The organism is Sorangium sp. So ce124, assembly GCF_051525235.1.
Taxonomy (GTDB): domain Bacteria; phylum Myxococcota_A; class Polyangia; order Polyangiales; family Polyangiaceae; genus Sorangium; species Sorangium atrum.
In genome coordinates this window covers 9,812,720-9,834,216 of the sequence record NZ_CP150312.1, presented here as the reverse complement: position 1 = coordinate 9,834,216, position 21,497 = coordinate 9,812,720, and the positions used below count along the sequence as shown (strand labels likewise).

General features: G+C 73.5%; 16 protein-coding genes and 1 other RNA gene. 13 read left to right on the top strand and 4 right to left on the bottom strand.

Going from position 1 to position 21,497, the window contains the following annotated elements:
* Positions 1-205 precede the first annotated feature (205 nt).
* The 10 genes from WMF19_RS36960 to WMF19_RS36915 all read left to right on the top strand — a co-directional run bounded on the left by WMF19_RS36960 (position 206) and on the right by WMF19_RS36915 (position 11,402).
* Positions 206-820 carry a ComEA family DNA-binding protein gene (locus WMF19_RS36960; RefSeq protein WP_437325474.1) on the top strand — a complete coding sequence of 205 codons (615 nt, stop codon included), beginning with the start codon at positions 206-208 and terminating at the stop codon, positions 818-820.
* 343 nt (positions 821-1,163) lie between these two features.
* Positions 1,164-2,651: a UDP-N-acetylmuramate--L-alanine ligase gene (locus WMF19_RS36955; RefSeq protein ID WP_437894662.1), complete on the top strand. Its 1,488-nt coding sequence runs from the start codon at positions 1,164-1,166 to the stop codon at positions 2,649-2,651.
* The gene (locus WMF19_RS36950; RefSeq protein WP_437894661.1) at positions 2,648-3,535 is read left to right on the top strand and encodes an inositol monophosphatase family protein; all 888 of its coding nucleotides are present in this window, start codon (positions 2,648-2,650) and stop codon (positions 3,533-3,535) included. The genes WMF19_RS36955 and WMF19_RS36950 overlap by 4 nt, the downstream gene beginning before the upstream one ends.
* 307 nt (positions 3,536-3,842) lie before the next feature.
* Positions 3,843-4,035, top strand: a non-coding RNA gene (gene ssrS, locus WMF19_RS36945) — 6S RNA.
* Positions 4,036-4,312: 277 nt separating this feature from the next.
* Positions 4,313-5,155, top strand: a complete 843-nt coding sequence (locus WMF19_RS36940; RefSeq protein ID WP_437894660.1) for a hypothetical protein — start codon at positions 4,313-4,315, stop codon at positions 5,153-5,155.
* Between the two features lie 3 nt (positions 5,156-5,158).
* Entirely contained in the window at positions 5,159-6,925 is a 1,767-nt protein-coding gene (locus tag WMF19_RS36935) for an MXAN_5187 family protein (RefSeq protein WP_437894659.1), read from the top strand.
* A 42-nt stretch (positions 6,926-6,967) separates the two neighbouring features.
* On the top strand, positions 6,968-8,539 hold the full coding sequence (locus WMF19_RS36930) for an OmpP1/FadL family transporter (RefSeq protein ID WP_437894658.1): 1,572 nt from the start codon (positions 6,968-6,970) through the stop codon (positions 8,537-8,539).
* A 170-nt stretch (positions 8,540-8,709) separates the two neighbouring features.
* Positions 8,710-9,669 (top strand): thioredoxin-disulfide reductase, encoded by a 960-nt coding sequence (gene trxB / locus WMF19_RS36925; RefSeq protein ID WP_272102391.1) that lies wholly within the window; start codon positions 8,710-8,712, stop codon positions 9,667-9,669.
* A gap of 10 nt (positions 9,670-9,679) precedes the next feature.
* The gene (locus WMF19_RS36920) at positions 9,680-10,825 is read left to right on the top strand and encodes a uracil-DNA glycosylase family protein (RefSeq protein WP_437894657.1); all 1,146 of its coding nucleotides are present in this window, start codon (positions 9,680-9,682) and stop codon (positions 10,823-10,825) included.
* A gap of 1 nt (position 10,826) precedes the next feature.
* The gene (locus tag WMF19_RS36915) at positions 10,827-11,402 is read left to right on the top strand and encodes a DUF2085 domain-containing protein (RefSeq protein ID WP_437894656.1); all 576 of its coding nucleotides are present in this window, start codon (positions 10,827-10,829) and stop codon (positions 11,400-11,402) included.
* A gap of 3 nt (positions 11,403-11,405) precedes the next feature.
* Here the strand turns inward: WMF19_RS36915 and WMF19_RS36910 are convergent, their stop codons facing one another.
* Both WMF19_RS36910 and WMF19_RS36905 read right to left on the bottom strand, forming a co-directional pair.
* Positions 11,406-12,716, bottom strand: coding sequence for a hypothetical protein (locus tag WMF19_RS36910; protein WP_437894655.1), 1,311 nt, complete (start codon positions 12,714-12,716; stop codon positions 11,406-11,408).
* Between the two features lie 546 nt (positions 12,717-13,262).
* Positions 13,263-14,042 (bottom strand): ExbD/TolR family protein, encoded by a 780-nt coding sequence (locus tag WMF19_RS36905; protein WP_437894654.1) that lies wholly within the window; start codon positions 14,040-14,042, stop codon positions 13,263-13,265.
* A gap of 62 nt (positions 14,043-14,104) precedes the next feature.
* Here WMF19_RS36905 and WMF19_RS36900 point away from each other — a divergent pair, with 62 nt between their 5' ends.
* The 3 genes from WMF19_RS36900 to WMF19_RS36890 all read left to right on the top strand — a co-directional run bounded on the left by WMF19_RS36900 (position 14,105) and on the right by WMF19_RS36890 (position 18,601).
* The gene (locus tag WMF19_RS36900; RefSeq protein WP_437894653.1) at positions 14,105-15,721 is read left to right on the top strand and encodes an AMP-binding protein; all 1,617 of its coding nucleotides are present in this window, start codon (positions 14,105-14,107) and stop codon (positions 15,719-15,721) included.
* Positions 15,722-15,816: 95 nt separating this feature from the next.
* Complete coding sequence (locus WMF19_RS36895; RefSeq protein WP_272102385.1) at positions 15,817-16,422, top strand: hypothetical protein; 606 nt, start codon at positions 15,817-15,819, stop codon at positions 16,420-16,422.
* Positions 16,423-16,546: 124 nt separating this feature from the next.
* On the top strand, positions 16,547-18,601 hold the full coding sequence (locus WMF19_RS36890) for a hypothetical protein (protein ID WP_437894652.1): 2,055 nt from the start codon (positions 16,547-16,549) through the stop codon (positions 18,599-18,601).
* 209 nt (positions 18,602-18,810) lie between these two features.
* Here WMF19_RS36890 and WMF19_RS36885 read toward each other — a convergent pair whose 3' ends face one another.
* Positions 18,811-19,728, bottom strand: a complete 918-nt coding sequence (locus WMF19_RS36885) for an alpha/beta fold hydrolase (protein WP_437894651.1) — start codon at positions 19,726-19,728, stop codon at positions 18,811-18,813.
* A 106-nt stretch (positions 19,729-19,834) separates the two neighbouring features.
* Complete coding sequence (locus WMF19_RS36880; protein ID WP_437894650.1) at positions 19,835-21,466, bottom strand: multiheme c-type cytochrome; 1,632 nt, start codon at positions 21,464-21,466, stop codon at positions 19,835-19,837.
* Positions 21,467-21,497 lie beyond the last annotated feature (31 nt).

Sequence of the window (21,497 nt, the reverse complement as noted above, 5' to 3'; positions counted from 1 at the left end):
CGACCGCGCCGCGCCGGCCGCGCCGCGCGCCTCCGCCATGGCGGCGCCAGGCCCCGGAGCGCCTGGCACCCGGGATTTGCTCGGGTTTCCAGGCGAGCGCGCGCCGGCACGCCGTTCGCCAGGCGACCACGCCGAGGAGACGAACGCCGCTCGCTGGTGCGCAGAGGGCGACGTCCTTGGCATGGGAAGAAGGAGACGCGGCACGATGCAAACGACATCGAAGGGGACGGGCTCGCACGCCGGGCCGGCAGATGCAGTGCAGGACGACGAGGTGTGTCGCCCGTGGCGAGAGCGAGCGCTGGCAGCGCTGAGGGACTCGGCCTGGACCGCGCTGGGCGGCAAGGTCGCGGCCTACGTTGCAGGGTTCTTCGCGCTGGCGCTCGTGGGCTCCGGGCATGCGCTGAGCCTGCTCCCGGCCCGCCCGGCCAACCCGGGCCGCCCGGCAGACCCGACCGCAGGGCTGGCGATGGTCGCCGGCGATCCAGCGCCGCTCGGCTCCGCGGTAAGCCCCCCGCCCCAGGCCACCTCCGAGCCGGCCGCCGATGCGGGGGCGGCAGCGGTAGAGCCGCCGCCGCCCAGCGATGGCGGGGCGGGCGCTCCCGCTGGCGTGACCGCAGACGGAAAGGTCGTGCTGAACCTCGCGACCGAGGCGGACCTCATGCGCCTTCCGGGCGTCGGTCCAGCGAAGGCGGCCGCGATCCTGGCGCTCCGCGCCAAGCTCAAGCGCTTCCGGAAGGTCGATGACCTGCTCCGGGTCAAGGGGCTGGGCCGGCGGTCGCTGAAGCGGCTGAGACCGCTCGTGCTCGTCGATCCGCCTTGACGCTGGACGCGAGCCGCAGCGCAGCGGCCCGCTCGCCCTTTCGGCGGCCCACTCGCCTTTTCGGTCGAGTCGCCTTTTCGGTCGAGCCGCCTTTTCGGCCGAGCCGCCTTCTCGGTCGAGCCGTCCAGACAAGGAGTCTGCAAGGGCCGGTAAACGCGCCGAGCGCGAGATGTCGAGTCACGGGGAGCTCGCTGTCTTCGGTATCCCTGCAACGAGGTTGCGCGCGCGACTCCAGGCATCGCGGGCGGGGCGCGCGGCGACTCCCTGGGACCGGCGCGGTCTGGCGAGCTCTCGCGCGGATGCCCCCTTGCCCCCCCGGGGCGCTCGGGCACACTGCGCCGCGATGCACGTCCACTTCGTCGCCGTCGCGGGCACCGGCATGGGTGCGCTGGCGGGGCTCTTCAAGGCCGCGGGGCACGACGTCTCGGGCTCCGACGTCTCGTTCTACCCGCCCATGGGGCCGGCCCTCGAGCGGTGGGGCATCCGCCTCCTGACCGGGTTCGATCCCGCGCACCTCGACCCCCGGCCCGATCTCGTCGTGATCGGCAACGTCTGCCGCCCCACGAACCCCGAGGCCCGCGCCGCGATCGACGGAGGCATGCGGGTGACGACGATGGCGCACGCTCTCGCGGATCACATGCTCGCCGGCCGCTCCCCGCTCGTCGTGGCCGGCACGCACGGCAAGACGACGACGAGCTCGATGTGCGCGTGGATCCTTCACGAGGCGGGCAGGGCCCCTGGCTTCCTCATCGGCGGCTTGCCGAAGAACTTCGAGGCGAGCTTCCGCCTGCCCCGGAGCGCCTCCTCGGCGAGCGACCGCCGCGGCCTGCCGCTCCTCGGCGAGGCGGGCGCGGGTCGCCGCAGGACGCCGTTCGTGGTCGAAGGCGACGAGTACGACACCGCCTTCTTCGAGAAGACGCCGAAGTTCTGGCACTACCAGCCCGAGGTGGGGGTCGTCACGTCGATGGAGCACGATCACATCGACATCTACCCCGACGCCGCCTCCTACGAGGCGGCGTTCCGCGGGTTCGTCGAGCGGATCCCGGAGACCGGGCTCCTCGTGGCGGCGGCGCACGATCCGCGGGTCGTCGAGGTGGTGTCGCGCTCGGCGCGCGCAGAGGTCGCGTGGTTCGCGCTCGAGGGCGACGACACGCACGGGCAGCCGCCGCACTGGCTCGCCGCGCCCGCGGAGGCCGGCGAGAGCGGCCAGTCGTTCGATCTGTACGCCGGCGGCGTCCTGGCCGGGCGCTTCGCCCTGCAGATGCCGGGGCACCACAACGTGCGCAACGCCATCGCCGCGATCGCGGCCGCGGCGCAGGGCTTCGGCGTGCCGCTCTCGACCGCGACCACGGCGCTCGCCGGCTTCACGGGCGTCCGGCGCCGGCAGGACCTCCTCTTCGAGGCGCGCGGGGTCCGCGTCTACGACGACTTCGCGCACCACCCGACCGCGGTGGACGAGACGCTGCGCGCGCTCCGGTCCAGGCACCCGGGAGGCGCGCTGTGGGCGGTGTTCGAGCCGCGCAGCGCGACCGCGTGCCGCGCCCTCCACCAGGAGCCTTACGCGCGCGCGTTCGACGCGGCCGACCGCGTCGTGCTGGCGCCGCTCGGGCGCCCCGACATCGCCGCCGGCGAGCGGCTCGATCTCGACAGGCTGGTGCACGACCTCGAGCGCGGGGGCAAGCGCGCGGAGGCGGCGGGCTCGGTGGACGCGATCGTCGCCGCGATCGCGCGCGACGCGCGGGAGGGCGACACGATCGCGCTCCTCTCCAACGGGGCGTTCGGCGGCATCTACGAGAAGCTCCGCGGCGCGCTGTCGGCGGGGGCGCGATGAGCGGGCGCGGATCAGCCGAGCTGCTCGAGCTCTCCGCGATCGCGCTGCGCGTCGCCGAGGAGGCAGCGGCGCTCGTCCAGGCCGGGTTCCGGGCAGGGCCGCGCGGCCTGCACGTGGAGGAGAAGGGGCCGCACGACCTCGTGACCGAATTCGACCGGGCGAGCGAGGACCTGCTCGTCGCGCGGCTCGACGCGCTCACGCCCGGCGTCGCCGTCGTCGGCGAGGAGCAGAGCGCCGCGCGCCGCGAGGAGCCGCGCGGCGGGCTCGTCTGGTACGTCGATCCGCTCGATGGCACGACGAACTTCGTCCACGGCCACCCGTTCTGGTGCGTGTCCGTCGGCCTGATGGATGACGATGTGCCCGTCGCCGGCGCCGTCGTCGCGCCCGCGCTCGGGCTGCGCTGGACGGGCTTCCGGCCGCGCGAACCGGGCCCGCGCGACGCCGCTCGCGCGCCGGTGAGCACGGCGGCGATCGACGGAGAGGCGCGCCGCAACGGCGAGCGATGCACGGTCAGCGCCACGGCGTCGCTGCAGCGCGCGATGGTGGCGACCGGCTTCCCGCCGATCCGCGACAGGGCGCCGGACAACAACTTCGACGCCTTCATGACCGTCAAGCGCAACGCTCAGGCCGTGCGTCGTTGCGGCAGCGCGGCCATCGATCTCTGCATGGTCGCGGACGGAACCTACGATGCGTACTGGGAGCGCCGGTTGCATGCGTGGGACGTCGCCGCCGGAAGCGCGATCGTGCGCGGCGCGGGCGGCGTCATCACCGCGCTCGACGGCGGTCCGCCGAACTACCCTACAGGCAACATCGTGGCGTCGAACGGCCTCGTCCATGCCGCCATCGTCGCGCTGTTCTCTCACCCGGGCCCGCCGACCTGCTAGGCGCCGGCCAGCTCGGGGCTACCCGTACGCCATCAGGCTCTCATGCATGACCCGTGCATGACTCGCGGGCGAATCGAGCGAGATCCGTGCGCGATTCATGCATGACCCGTGCGAGGCGAGCGACGTGAACCGCGAGCGACGTGAACCGCGAGCGACGTGCGGCGCGCGACGTGCGACGCGTGGCGAACGGCGAGCGTCAAGAGTCAAGAGCGTCAAACGACGAGCGCGCCCATCAGAACATGAGCAAAACATGAGGACGTGCGGAAGAGCGGTTGACGGAGCCGCCCAGTGAACTATCCTATGGTTGTTCCCTCTGCCGACTTCGTGAGGCGCTGGACGATTGAATCCCGAGTAAGCAAGAACCAGGGAGCCAACAACGATACCGTGGTGAGCTAGGCCCGGAACCATTCACCGGGAAGCCTGAAGCGGTACTTAGGCTCCCACCTAGCAGCTATGCTAGGGGTTCAAGTCCTTCGGCCCACGTCCTCGGCGGTACGGAACATCTCTCTCCTGCGGGCCGTCCAAGCGGCCCGCAGTTTTTTGATGTCCTCGACATGCGCCCGGCGGCCGGCGCACCGCGGCGTCACCTGACGGCGGGGGGTACCCCGCCTGGGCGCGGCGCTCGCGGCGCTCGCGGCATGGAGCGCGGCTCGAAACAAGGCCGAGCACACCGCACAAGGAACGGGGAGCCCGGGGGGCGGCTCAGGCGGGGCACGCGGAGCACGGCCCGGCTTTTGTTTCCGTTCTCATCCCCCTTCCGGTAGCTTCGGGCCTGCGATGGATACGAGATCCCCTCGATCTGCAGGTGCGCAGCACGGCGAGCAGCGCCCGCTCGTCGGCGCAGCGCGGTTTGGGTCGTCAGGCCACCTCGCGCGCCGCCTCCCCGGCGGCTCGCGCTTCGTCCGGCGCCTGGCCTTGACGCTCGCGATCCTCACCGTGCCCGGGGCCGCCCTGGCAGCGGTGACGATCAAGGGCCGGGCCACGGGCATGCCCAAGCTCCTGAACCCGGTCTGGAACGAGGCCAAGGACCCGAAGACGAACCGGTACACCTTCCGCGAGCCGTCCCCGACCGTCCGCGCCGATGTCCGCGCGCTCTTCGGCTACGCGCCGAAGGAGCTGTGCATCGCCGCGCTCGGCGAGAAGGGCGCGCCGCTCAAGACGCCGCGATCGATCGTCATCGCGGGCGGCCGCACCTCCCCGGTGACGGTCGTCGTCGCCGAGGGCCAGCAGATCCAGTTCGAGAACCAGGACCCGTTCCCGCACAAGATCTACGACGTCGGCAACAAGGGGCTCCAGCCGGTCGAGATCGCCGCGGCCAAGACCCGCGCCTGGACGCCGCCAGGCCCCGGCAAGTACGAGCTCCGCGACCAGCTCGCCCCGAGCGTCCGGTCGTGGATCGTCGTCGAGCCGAAGGCGGTGGCCATCGCCTACCCGGATCGCCAGGGCAACTTCGCCATGGAGATCGAGGCCGGCACGTACACGCTGCAGGGCTACTTCAACGGCGAGCCGGTCGGGAAGGCCATCGAGGCGATCGTGAAGCCCGGGCCGGACGAGCAGTTCATCAAAGACGCGGTCGTCGTGGGCGAGACCGGCGGACCGAGCGCGGAGGCTGGAAAGTAGGCCATGCTGCTGTCGCGTTTCTGGTACGGGGTGCTCGCGCTCGCGCTCGGCGCCGCGGTCTTCGTCCTCTTCGTCGCCGCGCAGCTGTACAACCGCTCGAGCCACCGCGCGATGAGCGAGGCGCTCAGCGCCGACTCCAGCGCGGTCGAGTGGTTCCTCAACGACGACGCCAGGAAGCGCTCGAGCGCGCTCATCCGGGTCGCGCTGAACCCGGCCCTGCGGACCGCGCTGGCCAAGTCGTCGACCGAGGCCAAGCCCGGCGCCGAGCTGCGCGAGAAGGCCCGCACCGCGCTGCGCACCGCGACCGCGGAGGTGCCCCCGGACCTGAAGTTCGATCACGTGTGGGCCGTCGACGCGGCCGGGCGGGTGATCGCGTCGGTGGACTTCGAGCACCGCGAGGACTGGGAGCTCGGCGGCTACCCGCTGGTCGCCGACGCCCTCCACGGCTGGATCCGCGATGACGCGTGGGTCTGGAAGGGCCGCATCCTCCGCGTCGTGGCGCGCCCCGTCGAGCAGGACGTCAACGGCGAGCCGGTCGGCGCCGTGATCGGCGCCAAGATCATCGACGACACCTTCGCCCGCGCCGTCACGAAGCGCACCGGCGCCGCCGTCGGCTTCTACGCCGAGGGGGCGCGCGTCGCCTCGGGCGCGCCCGAGGGGTTCGACAAGGCGAACCTCGACCAGATCACGCAGGATCTGAAGCTGCTCGACGACAACAAGGACTACGTCGAGAAGGGGCGCTCCGAGGTCCGCGTCATCGGCCAGCACCTCGGCGTCGTCTACGCGCGGCTGCCCGGCGAGGCGTGGGAGCTCGGCGCCGGCTACGCGGTCGGCCGCCTCGCGGCGTCCGTCGACTCGCCGCTCAACTTCCTCGACAAGGCGAACAACGACGACAAGAGCGAGGTGCCCACGGTGCTGATCCTGGCCGGCGTCCTCGGCATGGCCGCGATCGGGCTGGTGCTCTCGTTCCTGGAGCACACGCGGCCGCTCCATGTCTTCCGCGGCGAGGCGGCGCGCTTCGCCAAGGGTGAGGTCGACGTGCTGGCGCCGAGCCGCTTCCGCGGCGCCTACCGGAAGATCGCGGCCGACATCAACGACGGCGTCGAGAAGGTGGCCGCGAAGGGCGGCGCGCCCCGGAAGGCCGCCGACCTCGAGCAGGTGCTCGGCCCGATCCCGACGCAGCCGGCGATGAGCGCGTTCTCGGTGCCGCTCGGCCCCGGCGAGCCGCGCCCCGACTCGCGCCCCTCCTACCCGAAGCCCATGGTGAGCCCGCGCGGCCCGACGCGGCGGCCCGGCTCGCACCCGCTCAGCGGTCCGCCGCCGGCCCGCGACTCCGTGGAGCCTGTCGAGGCGATCGAGGAGGTCTCGGACGCGGGGATGCCGATCTCCGCCCTCGAGCCCGCGGGCGCTCCCGGGCGCCCGCCGCCGCGGCGCCCGCCGCCGCCGCCGCCGCCCAGGGCGCCGGGGGCGCCCGCCATGCCGAACCCGATCCCCGAGGTGGCGAGCGCGCCGGCAGCGCCAGCGCCGCCGCAGCAGGACGGCGCGGGAGATCCGGACGAGCTCACCGAGTGGAACGCCGTCTACGAGGAGTTCCTGTCGGTGAAGCAGCAGTGCGGGGAGCCCACGAACGCGCTCACCTTCGAGAAGTTCAAGGGGACCCTGCAGCGCAACAAGGACGCGCTCGTGGCTCGCCACAACTGCTCGCGTGTTCGCTTCACGGTCTACGTGAAGGACGGCAAGGCGGCGCTCAAGGCGTCTCCGGTGAAGTGAGGCCGCGCGGCGGGGATCGCCGCGCGGCGGGGACGGGGGGTCATGAGACGAGGATCTGCCGGCGCCGCGGGCGCCGCGTTCGCTGCGATGGTGGCCGCCGGCGCCGCGCGCGCGTCGTCGGGGCTCGACTCGCCTGACATCGGGGTGGTCCAGCTCGGCCGCGGCGGGGCGTGGGTCGCGCGGGCGGACGATCCGCTCGCCGCCTACTTCAACCCGGCGGGGCTCGCCGCGCAGCGGAGCGGCGCCCACGGCGGCGTCCACTTCATCCAGCTGGCCCAGTGCTTCACGAGGCTCGGCCCCGGCGGCCGCCCCGTCCCGCCGAGCGCCACGACGGCGATCCCGGCGCCCGGCAGCGACGGCGGCCCCGACCCCGAGGTGTGCGCCGAGGGCGGCCTGTTCCCGAACCCGCAGCTCGCGGCGACCCTGCGCTTGAGCGACGCGCTCGCCCTCGGCGTCGCGGTGCTCGGCCCGCACGGCGTCGGCGAGCGGGCGTGGCCGGAGTCGCTCCGGTACACGCACCCGAGCTTCGGCGACATGACGCAGCCGTCGCCTCAGCGGTACCTGCTCACGTCGCTCGACGCCCTGATGTTGATGCCCACGCTGTCGGTCGGCTTCACCCCCGCGGAGGGGGTCTCGCTCGGCGCCGGCTTCATCTGGGGCACGGCGGCCATCGATTTCGTCAATTTCAGCGAGGCCCTCTCGGGCGAAGGCGGCGACGACTTCAAGGCGCACGGCGATCTGCGCACGCGCGCGAAGGCGACCGACCTCTTCATCCCAGGCTTCGTCCTCGGCGCGCGCTGGGCGGCGGCGGCTCACCTCGACCTGGGCGCGTGGTTCAAGTGGCAGGACGCCGTGCGCGCGAAGACCGATCTCACCATCGAGTCTCGCTACTGGACGCCGGCAGGGGCCAAGGACGAGGACCCCTGCAAGGGCGAGGCGCCGAAGTGCAACGTCACCGAGGAGCAGAACGCCGGCGATCTCACGATGCGGATCCCCATGGAGGCGAAGCTCGGCCTCCGGTACCACAGGCCTCGCGCCGGCGCGCGGAGCGCGGCGAGCGCGCGCCGCGCCTCCGCCGCCGAGCCCCGCGTCCGCGACCCGATGGCGGATGACGTCTTCGATGTGGAGCTCGACTTCACCTGGGCCAACAACAGCGCGGTCGACGCGATCGAGGTCCGGTTCCGCGAGGGCATCCCCGTCCGCGGCACGAGCGTGGGCACGGTGCCTCCCAACGCCGACGTCCCGCACCGCTGGCGAGACGTCCTGGGGGTCCGGCTCGGCGGCGATTACGTCGTGCTCCCGAGCCTCCTCGCGCTGCGCGCCGGCGGCTTCTTCGAGAGCAAGGGGCAGGACGACGCCGATCTGAACCTCGACTTCCACCTCGGCTACCGGATCGGCGCCGGGGCCGGCGTGACCGCGCGGGTCGGCCCTGTCGACATTTCAGCCGCGTTTCAGCACACGTCGTTCGGTGCGCTGGACAACGGCGGGAACGGGCGCCTCAAGGCCGTATCCGGCGCTGCGCTGAGCGGCTACCGCAGCATCCAGAGCGTCAACGGCGGCCGCTTCGAGAGCAGCCTGGACGAGTTCGGTCTGAGCGGAACCATGCGCTTCTGAGCGGGCGGCTGCTCGGGCGCGGCTCCGGCGTGCCTCCGGTGTGCCTCCGGCGTGCCTCCGGCGTGGAGGACCGGAGCGCAGGACGCGCGGAGCTGCGGCGCAGCGGCGGCGCGCCGGGCCGCCGGGGCGGTCGACGCGGAAGGCGGTCGCGCCTATAAGATGCCTCCATCATGAGTGAATCGAACGTCCGCAACCTGGTCATCATCGGCTCCGGCCCCGCCGGGCTCACCGCCGCCATCTATGCGGCGCGCGCCAACCTGAAGCCGCTCCTCATCGAGGGCTTCAGCGCCGGCGGCCTGATCCCGGGGGGCCAGCTCATGTTCACGACCGACGTCGAGAACTACCCCGGCTTCCCCGAGAAGATCACCGGCCAGGAGCTGATGCAGCGCTTTCGCGACCAGGCCGCGCATCAGGGCACGGAGATCGTGACGGCGGACGTGACCAAGGTCGAGCTGACGGGCCACCCCTTCAAGATCTGGGTGGAGGACACGCTCTACCTGACGAAGGCGGTGGTGGTCGCGACGGGCGCGCGCGCCAACTACATCGGCCTCGAGAGCGAGGACAAGCTCAAGAACAAGGGCGTCAGCGCCTGCGCGGTCTGCGACGGCGCGCTCTTCCGCGGCCAGGACGTCGTGGTCGTCGGCGGCGGCGACACGGCGATGGAGGAGGCCACCTACCTGTCCGGGCTCTGCAGCAGCGTCACGCTGGTGCACCGCCGCGACGAGTTCCGGGCGTCGAAGGCGATGGTCCAGCGCGTGGTCGAGAACCCGAAGATCAAGATCCTCTACAGCCACGTGGTGGAGGAGGTGCTCGACGTGAAGGCCGATATGGTGACGGGCGTCCGCGTGAAGAGCACGAAGACCGGCGACAGCCACCTCGTGCCGGCGGCGGCGATGTTCGTCGCGATCGGCCACACGCCGATGACCGATCTCTTCGTCGGGCAGCTCGACACGCACCCGAACGGCTACCTGAAGACGGTGCCGGGCTCGACGCGCACCAACATCCCGGGCGTCTTCGCCGCGGGCGACGTGCAGGACTGGAACTACCGCCAGGCGGTCACGGCCGCTGGCACGGGCTGCATGGCCGCCCTCGACGCGGAGCGCTGGCTCGCGCAGCAGGGCGGCCATTGAGGGGACGACCATGGTCGAAGCGCTGCGCGAAGAGCTCGCCGATCTGACCGCCTCGGTCCGGGCGTTCCTGGAATGGCACGCAACGACCGGCGCAGACGGAATGCCGGGCCACCCTGCAGCGCTCCACGAGGCGCTGGGTGCGGCGTCTTCGGAAGGCGCTCCGCCGGCGCCTCGGCGGCCGGAGCGCGGCTTCTCCGGGCTGGATGCGCCCTCGCCGCCGATGGCGCGGGGGGGCAGCGACGCGGCTTTTTCGCCGCCGCCGCCGCGCGGTGGCGCCGCGGGCGCCCCTCTGCCGCCTCCGGAGCAGCGCGGAGCCGCCGCGAGCGCCCCTCTGCCGCCTCCGGAGCAGCGCGGAGCCGCCGCGAGCGCCCCTCTGCCGCCTCCGGAGCAGCGCGGAGCCGCCGCGAGCGCCTCCCCGCGTCCTGAGCAGCGCGGCGGCCTCGAGTCGCAGGGGGCGTGGTCGCCGGCGCAGGCGCAGCGGGGTCCCGAGCCGTCGCCCCGGCCTGCCGTGAGCGCCGCACCGGCGCCTCGCGCGGAGACGGCTGCGCGCGCGAGCGCAGCGCTGCCGGACACGAAGGAGGAGCGCGTGGCGCGCCTCGCCCTCCTCGCGGAGGAGGTCCGCACCTGCCAGAAGTGTCCGCTCCACGAGGGCCGCACCCACACGGTGTTCTCGCGCGGAGACCCGAGCTCCGAGGTGGTGTTCGTCGGCGAGGGGCCGGGGGCGGAAGAGGACCTGCAGGGGCAGCCGTTCGTCGGCGCGGCCGGGCAGCTGCTCGACAAGATGATCGCGGCGATGGGGTACCACCGCGACGAGGTCTACATCTGCAACATCGTGAAGTGCCGGCCGCCGAAGAACCGGAAGCCGGAGCCGGCCGAGATGGCGGCCTGCAGCCCGTACCTCACGGCTCAGCTCGCGCTGATCAAGCCGAAGGTGATCGTGGCGCTCGGCGCCACCGCTGTGCAGGGGCTGATCGGCACGAGCGAGGGGATCACGAAGCTCCGCGGCACGTGGAAGCTCTACAAGGGCTCGATCCCGATCATGCCCACGTTCCACCCGGCCTACCTGCTGCGCCAGCCGGGCGCGAAGCGAGAGGTCTGGAGCGATCTGAAAGAGGTGATGCGCCACCTCGGCAAGAGCGCGCCCGACAGAGGCTGAGGTGGCCGCGTGCGCTTCCGGGCGCGGGCAGCCAGCGGCGCAGGTACCCGCCGCCGGGCGCGTGGGCGCCGAGCCGCGCGCGCTCGCCGCTGTCGGCGCAGGCGCCGAGCCGCGCGCGCCCGGCGAATCGAGCCCGGCCGAGCAGCCCTCGCTGCTGTCGATCGTGCGCTGGGCGCTGGTGTTCCTCGGCGCCCTGCCCTGGTGCCTCGCCCTCGCGCGGAGCCGCGCGCCGCTCGGAGAGCTCGGCTCCGCGCTCGATCGAGTCTTCGCGCCGCTGTGCCACCGGATGCCCGAGCGATCCCTCGCGCTCGACGGCGTCGTCATGCCGCTCTGCAGTCGCTGCGCCGGCATCTTCGCCGGGTTCGCCGCGGGCGCCGCGATCGCGCGCCCTCGCCTGGCGATGACGGCGTGGCGCCCGATCCTCATCGCCCTCGCCGCGCTGATGGCGGTCGACGTGGCGACCCAGGACCTCGGGCTGCGCCCCGTCTGGCATGCGAGCCGCCTCGCCACGGGCGTGGCCTTCGGCTACGCCGCGTCCGCGGCGTTCCTGGCGCAGATCGCTCGCCGCCCGCTCTGAGCGCTACTTGCGGCCGCCCATGGCCCTGCACTCGTGGATGGGGCCCTTCGTGGCATTGCGAACGCAATCGCTGTACGCGGCGAGGCCATCCTTCCACTTGCCCGTGTCCTGGAGCGCCGAGCCCAGGTAGAGATAGGGCAGCGCGTCGCTCGGATCGGCCGCGATGGCCGCGCGGGACGCCTCGATCGCGTCCTTGTACCTGCCGCGGTTGAGGAAGCTCAGCGCCTCCTTCTTCAGCTTGCCCGCGTCCTCGGCGCCGGCCGCCGGCGCCTCGGCCTTCTCCGCCGCAGCCTTCTCTGCCTCGGCTTTCTCCGCCGCAGCCTTCTCTGCCTCGGCCTTCTCCGCCTCGGCCTTCTCCGCTTCGGCGGCCGCCTTCACCGGATCGGGAACGGCACCTGCCCCCTTCGCAGAGGGCTCCATCAGCGCCGACTCGGTCTGCGCGGGCGTCTTCGCCCGTCCTGGAGCGGGGGCACCCGCGGCGGCCAGGAGCTTCGTCTCGACGGGCGCTGGCTTCGGAGCCGGCGCGGCCATCGCGACCGGAGCAGGCGAGGACGGCTTGCTCGAGAATACCGCCTTGGCGACGACCGCCACGGAGATCACGCCGGCGAGCCCCGCGACCGCCGCGACGATCCGACGAAGGCGCGCCCGCCGGGCGAGGGTCTCGGGCGACAGCTGATGAACCACCACGAGGCGCTCGTCAGCGTGATCGTCGGGGCCGCTGGCCACCTCGGCGAGAGGCGGGAACGACTCCTCCTCCTCGCGCCGGAAGAACGCCGCCGTGGGCGAGGAAGGGTCGATCAGATCGAGCGCATCCGAGTCGGGCGCCAGCTCATCCGACGGGGACGCAAGGGCACTCGGCTGGTTCGGGGCGCCGGCTTGTCGAGCCACGATCAACAGGTCGTGATCCAGCGCCTTGTCAGGGTCCGCGTCGTCCGCGTCGCCTGGAACGGCGCGCTGCGCGGCGAGCGCCTCGGACGCCGGCGCAGGCGCGGCGATCGCTACGACCGGCGCAGGCGCGGCGACCGGCGCTGCCGCGGCGACCGGCGCAGGCGCGGCGACCGGCGCTGCCGCGGCGACCGGCGCAGGCGCGGCGACTGGCGCAGGCGCGGCGACCGGCGCAGGCGCGTCGACTGGCGCTGCCGCAACGACTGGCGCTGCGACCGGCGCTGGTGTGTCGACTGGCGCTGCCGCTACGACCGGCGCTGCCGCAACGATCGGCGCTGCCGCTGCGACCGGCGCAGGCGCGGCGACCGGCGCTGCCGCGGCCACCTCCGCCACGATCGGTGCAGCGGGCGCCTCGAGAGCCGGCGACACGGCGGGAGCATCGTCCTCAGCGGCAGCCGCTAGCGCAGGAGCGGCGGAACACTCAGCTTCCTCGGCGACGACGTCCGAGCCGTTCGCGACCGGCCTCGCGGAGTCCCTTGTCGCGACGGCCGGCCCCTCAGGCGCCGCCGACACCCGCGGCTGGGAGGCCCGGGGACGGAGACTCCGGCCCCTGTTCGCGCGGGCCGATCCAAGAAGTCGCTTCGACATGTCCGAACCATCCTCCCGTGATTGTCACGCCCCCGATGGCGCAGGGGACCGGCGACTCGCCCTATTCATGATCCAGGCCGACCCCAACGGCGAGCGCTCAGCCGCGCATTTCCGTGCCTTCGCAGCACCATCGCGTGTGCCGGATCGTGCCGCGGTCGCCCCAGCCAACCCTACCCGCGCTCGAACGAGCACACACGAGATCTCGCCCCGCCGCGTTCGACAGCCCCTCCGCAAAAATGCGCACCGAGCGCACCCGCTGCCCGATGCGGCCGGTGCGCCCCGAAGGCACGGCGGTCCAGGCGATGGAGCCCCCCGGCGCCCTGCACGTCAGCCTCCACCGAGCTGCACCGGCCGCCCCGCGACCGGGGCAGCGCGGAGCAGGACGAGCGTGTCGAGCTTCTTCTTCGCGTCGGAAGCCATGACCGTGCCCGCCAGGTTGTGCGCCATCTCCCAGGGCACCTCGTCGTCCGCCGAGAAGAAGGCCACCGTCGCGCTGCACGCGGCGATGTCCTTCGTGAGCTGCTCGCCTGTGTTCGACAGATCCGGGCCGGCGAGCCCCTTGCGCTGCTTCTTGCCCAGGCCGCCGCCGAACGGCCAGATCGCCGTCGCGAGGTCCTTCAGCACCATCGTGCTGACGGCGCAGGAAGGCGGCTTCGACGCGCGCCCCTCGGGCACCACCGTGATCTCCTTCGGGAGGTCGTCTCGCCCGTCGGTCTTGATGACGACCTTCGGCGCGCCGGCCGCGCCGAGCTCCGTCACGACGGCGGCGACAGCGCTCGGCTTCGCCCTCTTGTCGGCCAGCAGCGTCACGGGCTTGCCCTCGATCGGCAGCTCGCGGATCACCTTCGTCAGCTTCTCGGGCCCCTCCTTCTGCGCCAGATCCACGCGCTGGCCGCCGATGTAGGGGCCCATGGAGTCGACGAGCAGCTCGGGCATGCCCTTCGGCTTCGGCGGCTCGACGGGCGCCTCGACGCTCGGGGCCGCCGTCACGGCCGCGCCAGGCCCGGAGGGCTTCGGCGCGCTCTCGCACGCCGCCGCAGCGAAGATCAGGCCGGCGGCGACCGCGAGGCGCGGCGAGGCGCTGAAAAGGAGGCAGGAAGCTCTCATGACGCGGCAGTGTAACCAACCGGCCTGGCTCCGCGCACCTCCGCTGTGCGAGAGTTCGCGCGATGGCTTCCCCGCTCGTCGACCGGCTCGCGCAGCTCGGCTCGTCCGCCCGAACCGCCGTCGAGGACGAGCGGGGGCAGACCACCTTCGCGGCGCTCCTGGAGCGAGCCCTCCGCGTCCGCGGCGCGCTGCTCGCCGGCGGCGCGCGGCGCGGCGCGGGTGAGGTCGATCACCCGAGCTCGCTGGAGGGGGAGCGGATCCTGCTCCTCGTTTCGCCCGGCGCGGCGTGGGTCTCGGCGTTCCTCGGGACGCTCCTCGCCGGCGGGATCGCGCTGCCGCTGTCGGCGCTCTATCCGCCGGCAGAGCTCGAGTGGCTCGCGAGCGACGCCGGCGTGCGGCGGATCATCACCGACGGCGATCTCGCCGCCGTGGCCGCCCCGATCGCGCAGGGCCGCGCCGTGCTCCGCGTGGAGGATCTCGAGCGCGCCGCCCCGGGGCGAGACGCGGCGATCTCCGACATCGCCGCGGACGATCCGGCGCTCCTGCTCTACACGAGCGGCACGACCGGCAAGCCGAAGGGGGCGCTGCTCACGCACCGGAACCTGGCGGTGCAGGCGGAGCTCCTGCGCGCGGCCTGGGGCTTCTCGGATCACGACATGCTGCTGCACGCGCTGCCGCTGCACCACCTCCACGGCGTCGTCATCGCGCTCATGACGTCGCTGCTCGCGGGCGGCGCGACAAGGATGCTGCCGCGCTTCGACGCCGGGCGCGTCGCCGCCGAGATCGAGCGCCGCTCGGTGACGTCGTTCATGGCGGTGCCGACCATGTACCAGCGGCTGTTCGAGCACGTCGACCGGGGCGGCGCGCCCGGCTTCGCCGCGGGGGCGCAGGCCCTGCGGCTCGCGACGAGCGGCTCCGCGGCGCTGCCGGTGACGCTCGCCGAGCGCTGGCGCGACCTCACCGGCACGATCCCGCTCGAGCGCTTCGGGATGACCGAGATCGGCGTCGGCATGAGCAACCTGCTCGATCCAGGCGCGCGGCGGGCAGGCTGGGTCGGCTTCCCGCTGCCGACCGTCGAGGCCCGCATCACGGACGACGCGGGCAACGCGTGGGCGCCGGGTGAACGACAGCCGGGCGACCCGCCAGCGCCGGGCGGCGGCGCCGCGGTCGCGCGAGGCGAGCTCTGGATCCGCGGGCCCAGCGTCTTCAAGGGATACCTCGGGCGCGAGGACGCCACGGCCGCGGCCTTCCAGGACGGCTGGTTCCGCACCGGCGACGTCGCGGAGCGCTCCGCCGACGGGTGCTTCCGGCTCCTCGGGCGGACCTCGGTCGATATCCTCAAGAGCGGCGGATACAAGCTGTCCGCCCTCGAGATCGAAGAGGCGCTGCGGGAGCACGGCGCGATCGCCGAGGTCGCGGTGATCGGCGTCCCAGACGAGGCGTGGGGAGAGCGCGTCGTCGCGGTCGTCGTCGCCGCGCCCGGGCGAGAGGCGGAGTGCGCCACCGGACCGCTCCGCGCCTGGGCGAAGGAGCGACTCGCGCCCTACAAGGTCCCACGCGAGTCGATCGTCGTGCGGGCCCTGCCGCGCAACGCGATGGGCAAGGTCGTCAAACCAGAGCTCGTGAAGGCCATCGCCGCGGGGATTGCCGTCGATGAGCGCGGCCCGCTCGCGCGGTAGACGCGCGGTGGAGACGCGGTAGAGACGCGGTAGTCGCCGCTTGACCGACGCGCTCGGCTCCGGCCTACTCGACGCCAATGCAGACTGCCAGCCCCATGGTCCAGGCCCAAGCCGCGTACGGCGGCCTCGCGGTTCAACCGTTCTCGCACCCCACGTACACGATCAAGCGGCCTTTCTGGTCGCTGCTCGGCCGCAAGTTCCACGTCTACGCGCCCGACGGCTCCCTCGTCTGCTTCGTCAAGCACCCGCTGCTCAAGCTGCGTGAGGAGTTCACCCTCTTCGCGGACGAGTCGGAGTCGCAGCCGCTGCTCACGATCCGATCGCGGCAGGTCATCGCCCTCAACCGGTGCCTCGACGTCCTCGACGCGCGCACCGGCGAGCGCGTCGGCACCATCCGCTCGCGCGGGCTCAAATCGATCGTCCGCGACACCTGGGACATCCTCGACCCCGCGGATCAGCCGGTCGGGCTGATGCAGGAGGATGGCGCCGCGCTGCTCCGCCGCATGTTCCCGCTCCTCGTCGGGAAGTGGCACATCGAGCTCCACCAGCAGGAGGTCGCGAAGGTGAAGCAGGTGTTCCGCTTCTTCGTGAAGGAGTTCACGCTCGACCTGTCGATGAACCAGGGGCGACTCGACGCCCGGTTCGCCATCGCTTGCTCCCTGCTCGCCCTCATGGCCGAGACGGCGCGCGAGTCCCGCTAGGCCGGCGCGCGAGTCCCGCTAAGCCCGCCGCGGCCTCGGGCGAGGCCCGCTGACGCCGCGGCCGGCGGTCGCGCGATCGCCGAAACTTGGCCCATTTCCGCGAGCTCTGCGAGGGTCCCGCGCGATGCGCCTCGATCCTGTCTCCCGCCTCGACTCCGCCTCCGAGGAGGGCCGACCGACGTCCCCCCCTGCGCCCCCGTGCGGCACGGCCCGCTTCGCCCCGAGCGGGCAGGGCGCCGACTCCGAGCGCGAGCTCAGGTCACAGCGCTTCCTCTGGGCGAGCGCCCCGGCGGCGCCCGACGGGCAGCTCCGCGCGACGATCGAGGAGGCCGTCGAGCTCGCGCTGGCCCTGCGCGGCGCGCTGCCGCCGCGGGTCCAGGCAGGCGCGCCGGTCGAGGTGGTGATCGCGGACCAGATCTTCCGCGCCAGGGCGCTCGGCGCCGCGGGCCTCGCCGTCGCCCTGCCGCGCCTCGCGGGCGGGCGCGCAGCCTCGCCGCGCGCGATCCACCCGGACGACAGCGCGACGCTCCTCGCCTGGCTCGGCGCGGCGCGCGAGGCGCCCGTCGCGCTCGTCTTCGACGCGGACGACAGGTGTGCGCAGGTGCTCGCGCCGGTGCCCCTCGCGGATCTCGTCGAGAGGAGCGCATGCGACGGGTACGGCGCGATCTCCTCCATGTCCCCGCGCGGGCAGGCGCGGAGCCTCGCGGCGCGCGGGGAGGAGCGCCCCGTCGGGCCGGCGCAGCCGAGCTCCGCAGTGAGAGCTCCGGTCGAGGCGCGCCCGGCCGGACCGACAGCGCTGGACGACGCGCGCCCGGTCGGGCCGACAGCGCTGGACGACGCGCGCCCGGCCGGACCGACAGCGCTGGACGACGTGCTGCAGGCCGGGCCGACAGCCCCGGACGAGGCGCTCCGGGCCAGGCCGACGGCCCCCGAGACGCACGGAGCCGCTGCGTCGATCGCCTCCGCCGAAGGGCGGACGGAGGGGCGGCTGCGCGGCGTGCTGCCCCCCCGCTCCTCGAGGATCCGCCGCGCGGACGCGCCGGCGGCCGTCGCCGGGAGAGGCGCCGTCGCGGCGCGGGCGCCGGGCGCGAGCACGCCGCCCGCCGCGGACGAGGCGGCCGCGATGGCGCCCGCCAGCGCCGAGCCGGTCGCGCTGGCCGCCGAGCCCGCCGCGCCGCACGAGGAGCACGGCGCAGGGACGACGCTCAGGCCGCCGCGAGGGGCGCACGAGGCCGCGCCGAGCGCGCCGAGCGCGCCGCACGTCGACGCGGCCCAGGCGGACGCCGACGCGCCCCCGCAGGCGCGGCGGGAGCGGAAGGCGCCGCGCGACCGGGTCCTCAGCGCGGCGGAGTGGCGCGCGCTCGCCGTCGAGCTCGACAACGCCCGCGGCCCCAAGCCGGTCCGGGTCATCGAGCAGCTGTTCGCGACGCACTACACGCCGCTGCTCGGCGCGACGCTCGCCGGCGAGACGGACGCCGCGGTGCGCGGCGTCGTCGACAGCTGGAGGACCAGCTTCGAGCACAGCTACCGGGAGGCGTTCTCGGCGCTGCGCGTGACCGGCAAGCGGCCGCCCATGGTGTTCGACGCGCCGGACATCGCCGCCCGCATCGCCCGGCTCAACGGGGCGCGCGGGGTGAAGCTCCTGCTCGTGGACGCGATGCGCTTCGACCTCGGCGAGCGGGTCGCCGCGCACCTGAGGGAGATGATGATGGATCGGGCCATCCTGGTGGAGCGATCGCTGCTCTGGGCGGCGCTGCCGCCGACGACGACGGCGCAGATCTCGCTGCTCGCCCGCGGGCCGGACGGGCTCCGCGAGACGATGCCCCCGAGCGAGGCGGAGCCCGCCATCGCCCGCGGGCGCGCGGTGGCGACGCTGCGGCGCGAGCGGGTCGGGTCGCGCGAGCTGATGAAGCTCGACCTCGTGGAGGCGCGCCTGCGCGCCGCGGGCCCGCCGTTCGCCGAGCGGATCGAGGCCATCGCGGAGGAGGTCGCCGACGTGGTCGCGCGGTTCATGGCCAGCCTGCCGCCGCGGACGCTGCTGCTCGTGTTCGGCGACCACGGGTTCCGCATGACGCCGATGGGAGACGGCAGCGCGACCGGCCCGGCGTCGCAGGGCGGAGGCTCGCCCGAAGAGGTGCTCGTCCCGGCGCAGGCGTGGCTCGTCGGCGGCGTGCACTGAAGCCCTCGACCGCGATCCTCCCATCCCGGACCGCAATCCTCCCATCCCGGACCGCGATCCTCCCATCCCGGACCGCGATCCTCCCATCCCGGACCACGATCCTCCCATCCCGGACCGCGATCCTCCCATCCCGGACCACGATCCTCCCATCCCGGACCGCGATCCTCCCCTCCTGAACGGCGCGGCGGTGTCGCGCCACCGCATGAAGGCTACGGGGATGAGGCTGCACCGGCCGAGAGAAACGCCGTGAGCGCCGGGAGGACGAGCGCCGGGTCCTCCAGGTGGGGCGCGTGCCCGAGCGGCACCATGTGCAGCGTGGCGCGGGGGATCGCCGCGGCCGCGGCGATGCCGATCGGCGCCGGGAACACGTCGTCGCGCTCGCCCCAGAGCACCAGCGTCTCCGCGTCGATCTCGCCGAGCCGCGGGAGGCGATGGGGAACGGCGCCGAAGGCGGGGAACAGCGCGTTGAACGCGGCGACGGGCGCGACCCGGCCGTCGGGCACGGCGTAAAACTCGCTGTGCAAGGCGGCCAGACGCTCGCCCAGCGGGGTGGGCCGCGGCGGATGGATGCGGCGGAAGAGCGCGGGGCCGAGCACCCGCACCAGGCGCTCCGGCGGGGCGCGGAAATAGGCGCGGCTCCACGAGGTCATGACGGGACCGACCCCCATCGCGCCGATGAGCACGAGCCTCCGCGGGCGCGCGCGCCTGCGGAGCGCGATCTCCGCCGCGACCAGCGCGCCGAGGGAGTGGCCGACGAGCGCGGCGTCGCCGAGATCCAGCTCGAGGAGGAGCTCCTCCACGGGATCGGCGAAGAAGCGGAGCCCTTCCTCGAAGCCCCCGCCCTCGAAGGGCGGAGACGACGCGTGGCCGAAGCCCGGCAGATCCACAGCGACGACGCGGTGGCGCCGCGCGAGATCGGGGAGCAGCGGGAACCACGTCGTCGCGGCGTTCCCGCGGCCGTGCAGGAGGACCACCGGCGAGCCGCTGCCGCCCTCCAGGTAGCGGAGCGTCGAGCTCAGCGCGGCGCGGCGGTGCACCGCGAACGGGGGCGCGCCCGCGGTGAGCTCCGCAAGGATCGCGCCCTCGACAGGGCCAAGGCGGGAGACGACGGCGTGGACGTTCGTCACAGGCGCATGCCGTAGCGCGATCGAATCGGCGCGGGAATGCCGCAGCCCGGAAGCAGCCCAGAACCAGATGAACCACGAGGAGAGGGCCGCCGTCGCGCCCCCTCCTTCAGTCCCTGCCGTGCCCGGGGCCGAGGATGAGCTGCATCTTGGCCACGGGGTCGAAGCCCTCCACGTGCGGCGGGTGGTGACACTGCGCGACGCAGCTCTGGGGCGGGGGCGAGAGCACGATGAGCCCCTTCTTGTCGGGATCCTTCGCGTGCAGCGAGCCGGGACCGTGGCACTCCTCGCACTGCACGTTCTGCAGCGAGGCGTTGTGCGTCACCGTGGATCCGCCCGGCTTGGCGTACCCGGTCACGTGACAGCTCACGCAGTCCAGGTTGAACTCCTTGAAATCCTGCTGCAGCGTGGCGTAGGCGCGCGCGTGCGCGGTGCCGTCGAAGACCTTGCGCTCCTCGTCGTGGCAGTTCGTGCAGGCGTCGATGCCGATGTAGCTGGCCTCGCCCTTCGCCGGCTTCTCGGGGACGCGATCCGCGAAGGCCTGCTTGTTGTGGTCGTTGACCCGCTTGTAATAGGCGAGGAGCTGCCCGGCGACGTCCTTGTCGGCCCCGAGCTTCTCGCGCACCTCGATCGAGCTGTAGCGGAAGAAGCTGCCGGTCACCTTCGTCTCCGCCGCCTCGAGCTGCGCCTTCTCGGCCCGGAGCTTCTCGAGATCCGCCTTCCGCGCCTCGACGTCCTTCGCCGCGACCCGCTTGTCGCCCTCCCAGCCGTTGAGGCGGATCTCGAGCTCCCGGATGCGCTCCGACAGGCTGATGAGCTCCCCGGCCTTCGCGACGCCGCCCGCGTCGGCGAACACGAGCGGGCCGCTGCCGCCGCCTCGGACGAAGAGATCCACGACCGCCACCGACTGGAGGTGGTTCGGCGTCTCCACGACCAGCGTCGACCCGATGATCTCGGGCGGCTTCGGGCCGTCGTTGCCGTCGCCGCGCTCGCTCGGCTTGCCGAGCACCAGCACGTGCAGCTCCGGCACATTGTCCGCGAGCCGCAGCGCCTCGCCCCTGGGCAGCGCCGCGAGCCCCACGAAGACGCTCGCGCCCTGCTTCTTCGCCTCCTCGACGCCCGCCTTCATCGCGTCGATCGCCGGGGCGGCCTTGACGCCGTCGGGGTAGGCGCCGGCGCGGCCCTTCGGGTCGCTCACGCCGATGAGGCCCACCTTCACGCCGGAGACGTCGCGCACGACGACCCCCTGGACGCCCTTCGCGCCCTCGAGGTTCTTGCCGAGCAGCGCCGCCCCGGACTGCTCCTGGTACTTGCCGAGCGCCTCCGCGCCGAGCGCCCAGTCGTTCTCGCCGGGCGCCCACGCCGTCAGCCCGATCTCCTTCGCCGCCAGCGCCATCGCCTCGGCCTTCCACGCGTCCTGCGAGGAGCGCTCCGGCTTCACCTCGGGGTCCGTGAAGAGCAGCGGCCCCGCGCCGACAACGAGCCGATCCGGGGCCTCGCCGCGCTGGGCCTCGATCAGGGCGGCGAGGTGGTCGATGCCTCCCAGCTGATCCTTCGTGCAGCCGCACGGCTCCAGCGCGCCAGCCACGGTGCTGAGCACGTAGAGGCGCACCGTCGGTCTGTTCGCGTTCGCGTTCGCGTCCACGTCCGCGTCCGCGCTGACGGCGGCCGTCGCAGGGAGCTTGCACCCCTGACAGGCCGAAGCGAAGGCCGCCGCCGAGATCGCGACGAGAGGGATCAAGAGCGCGTATCCGCGACGCACTTCACGAAGA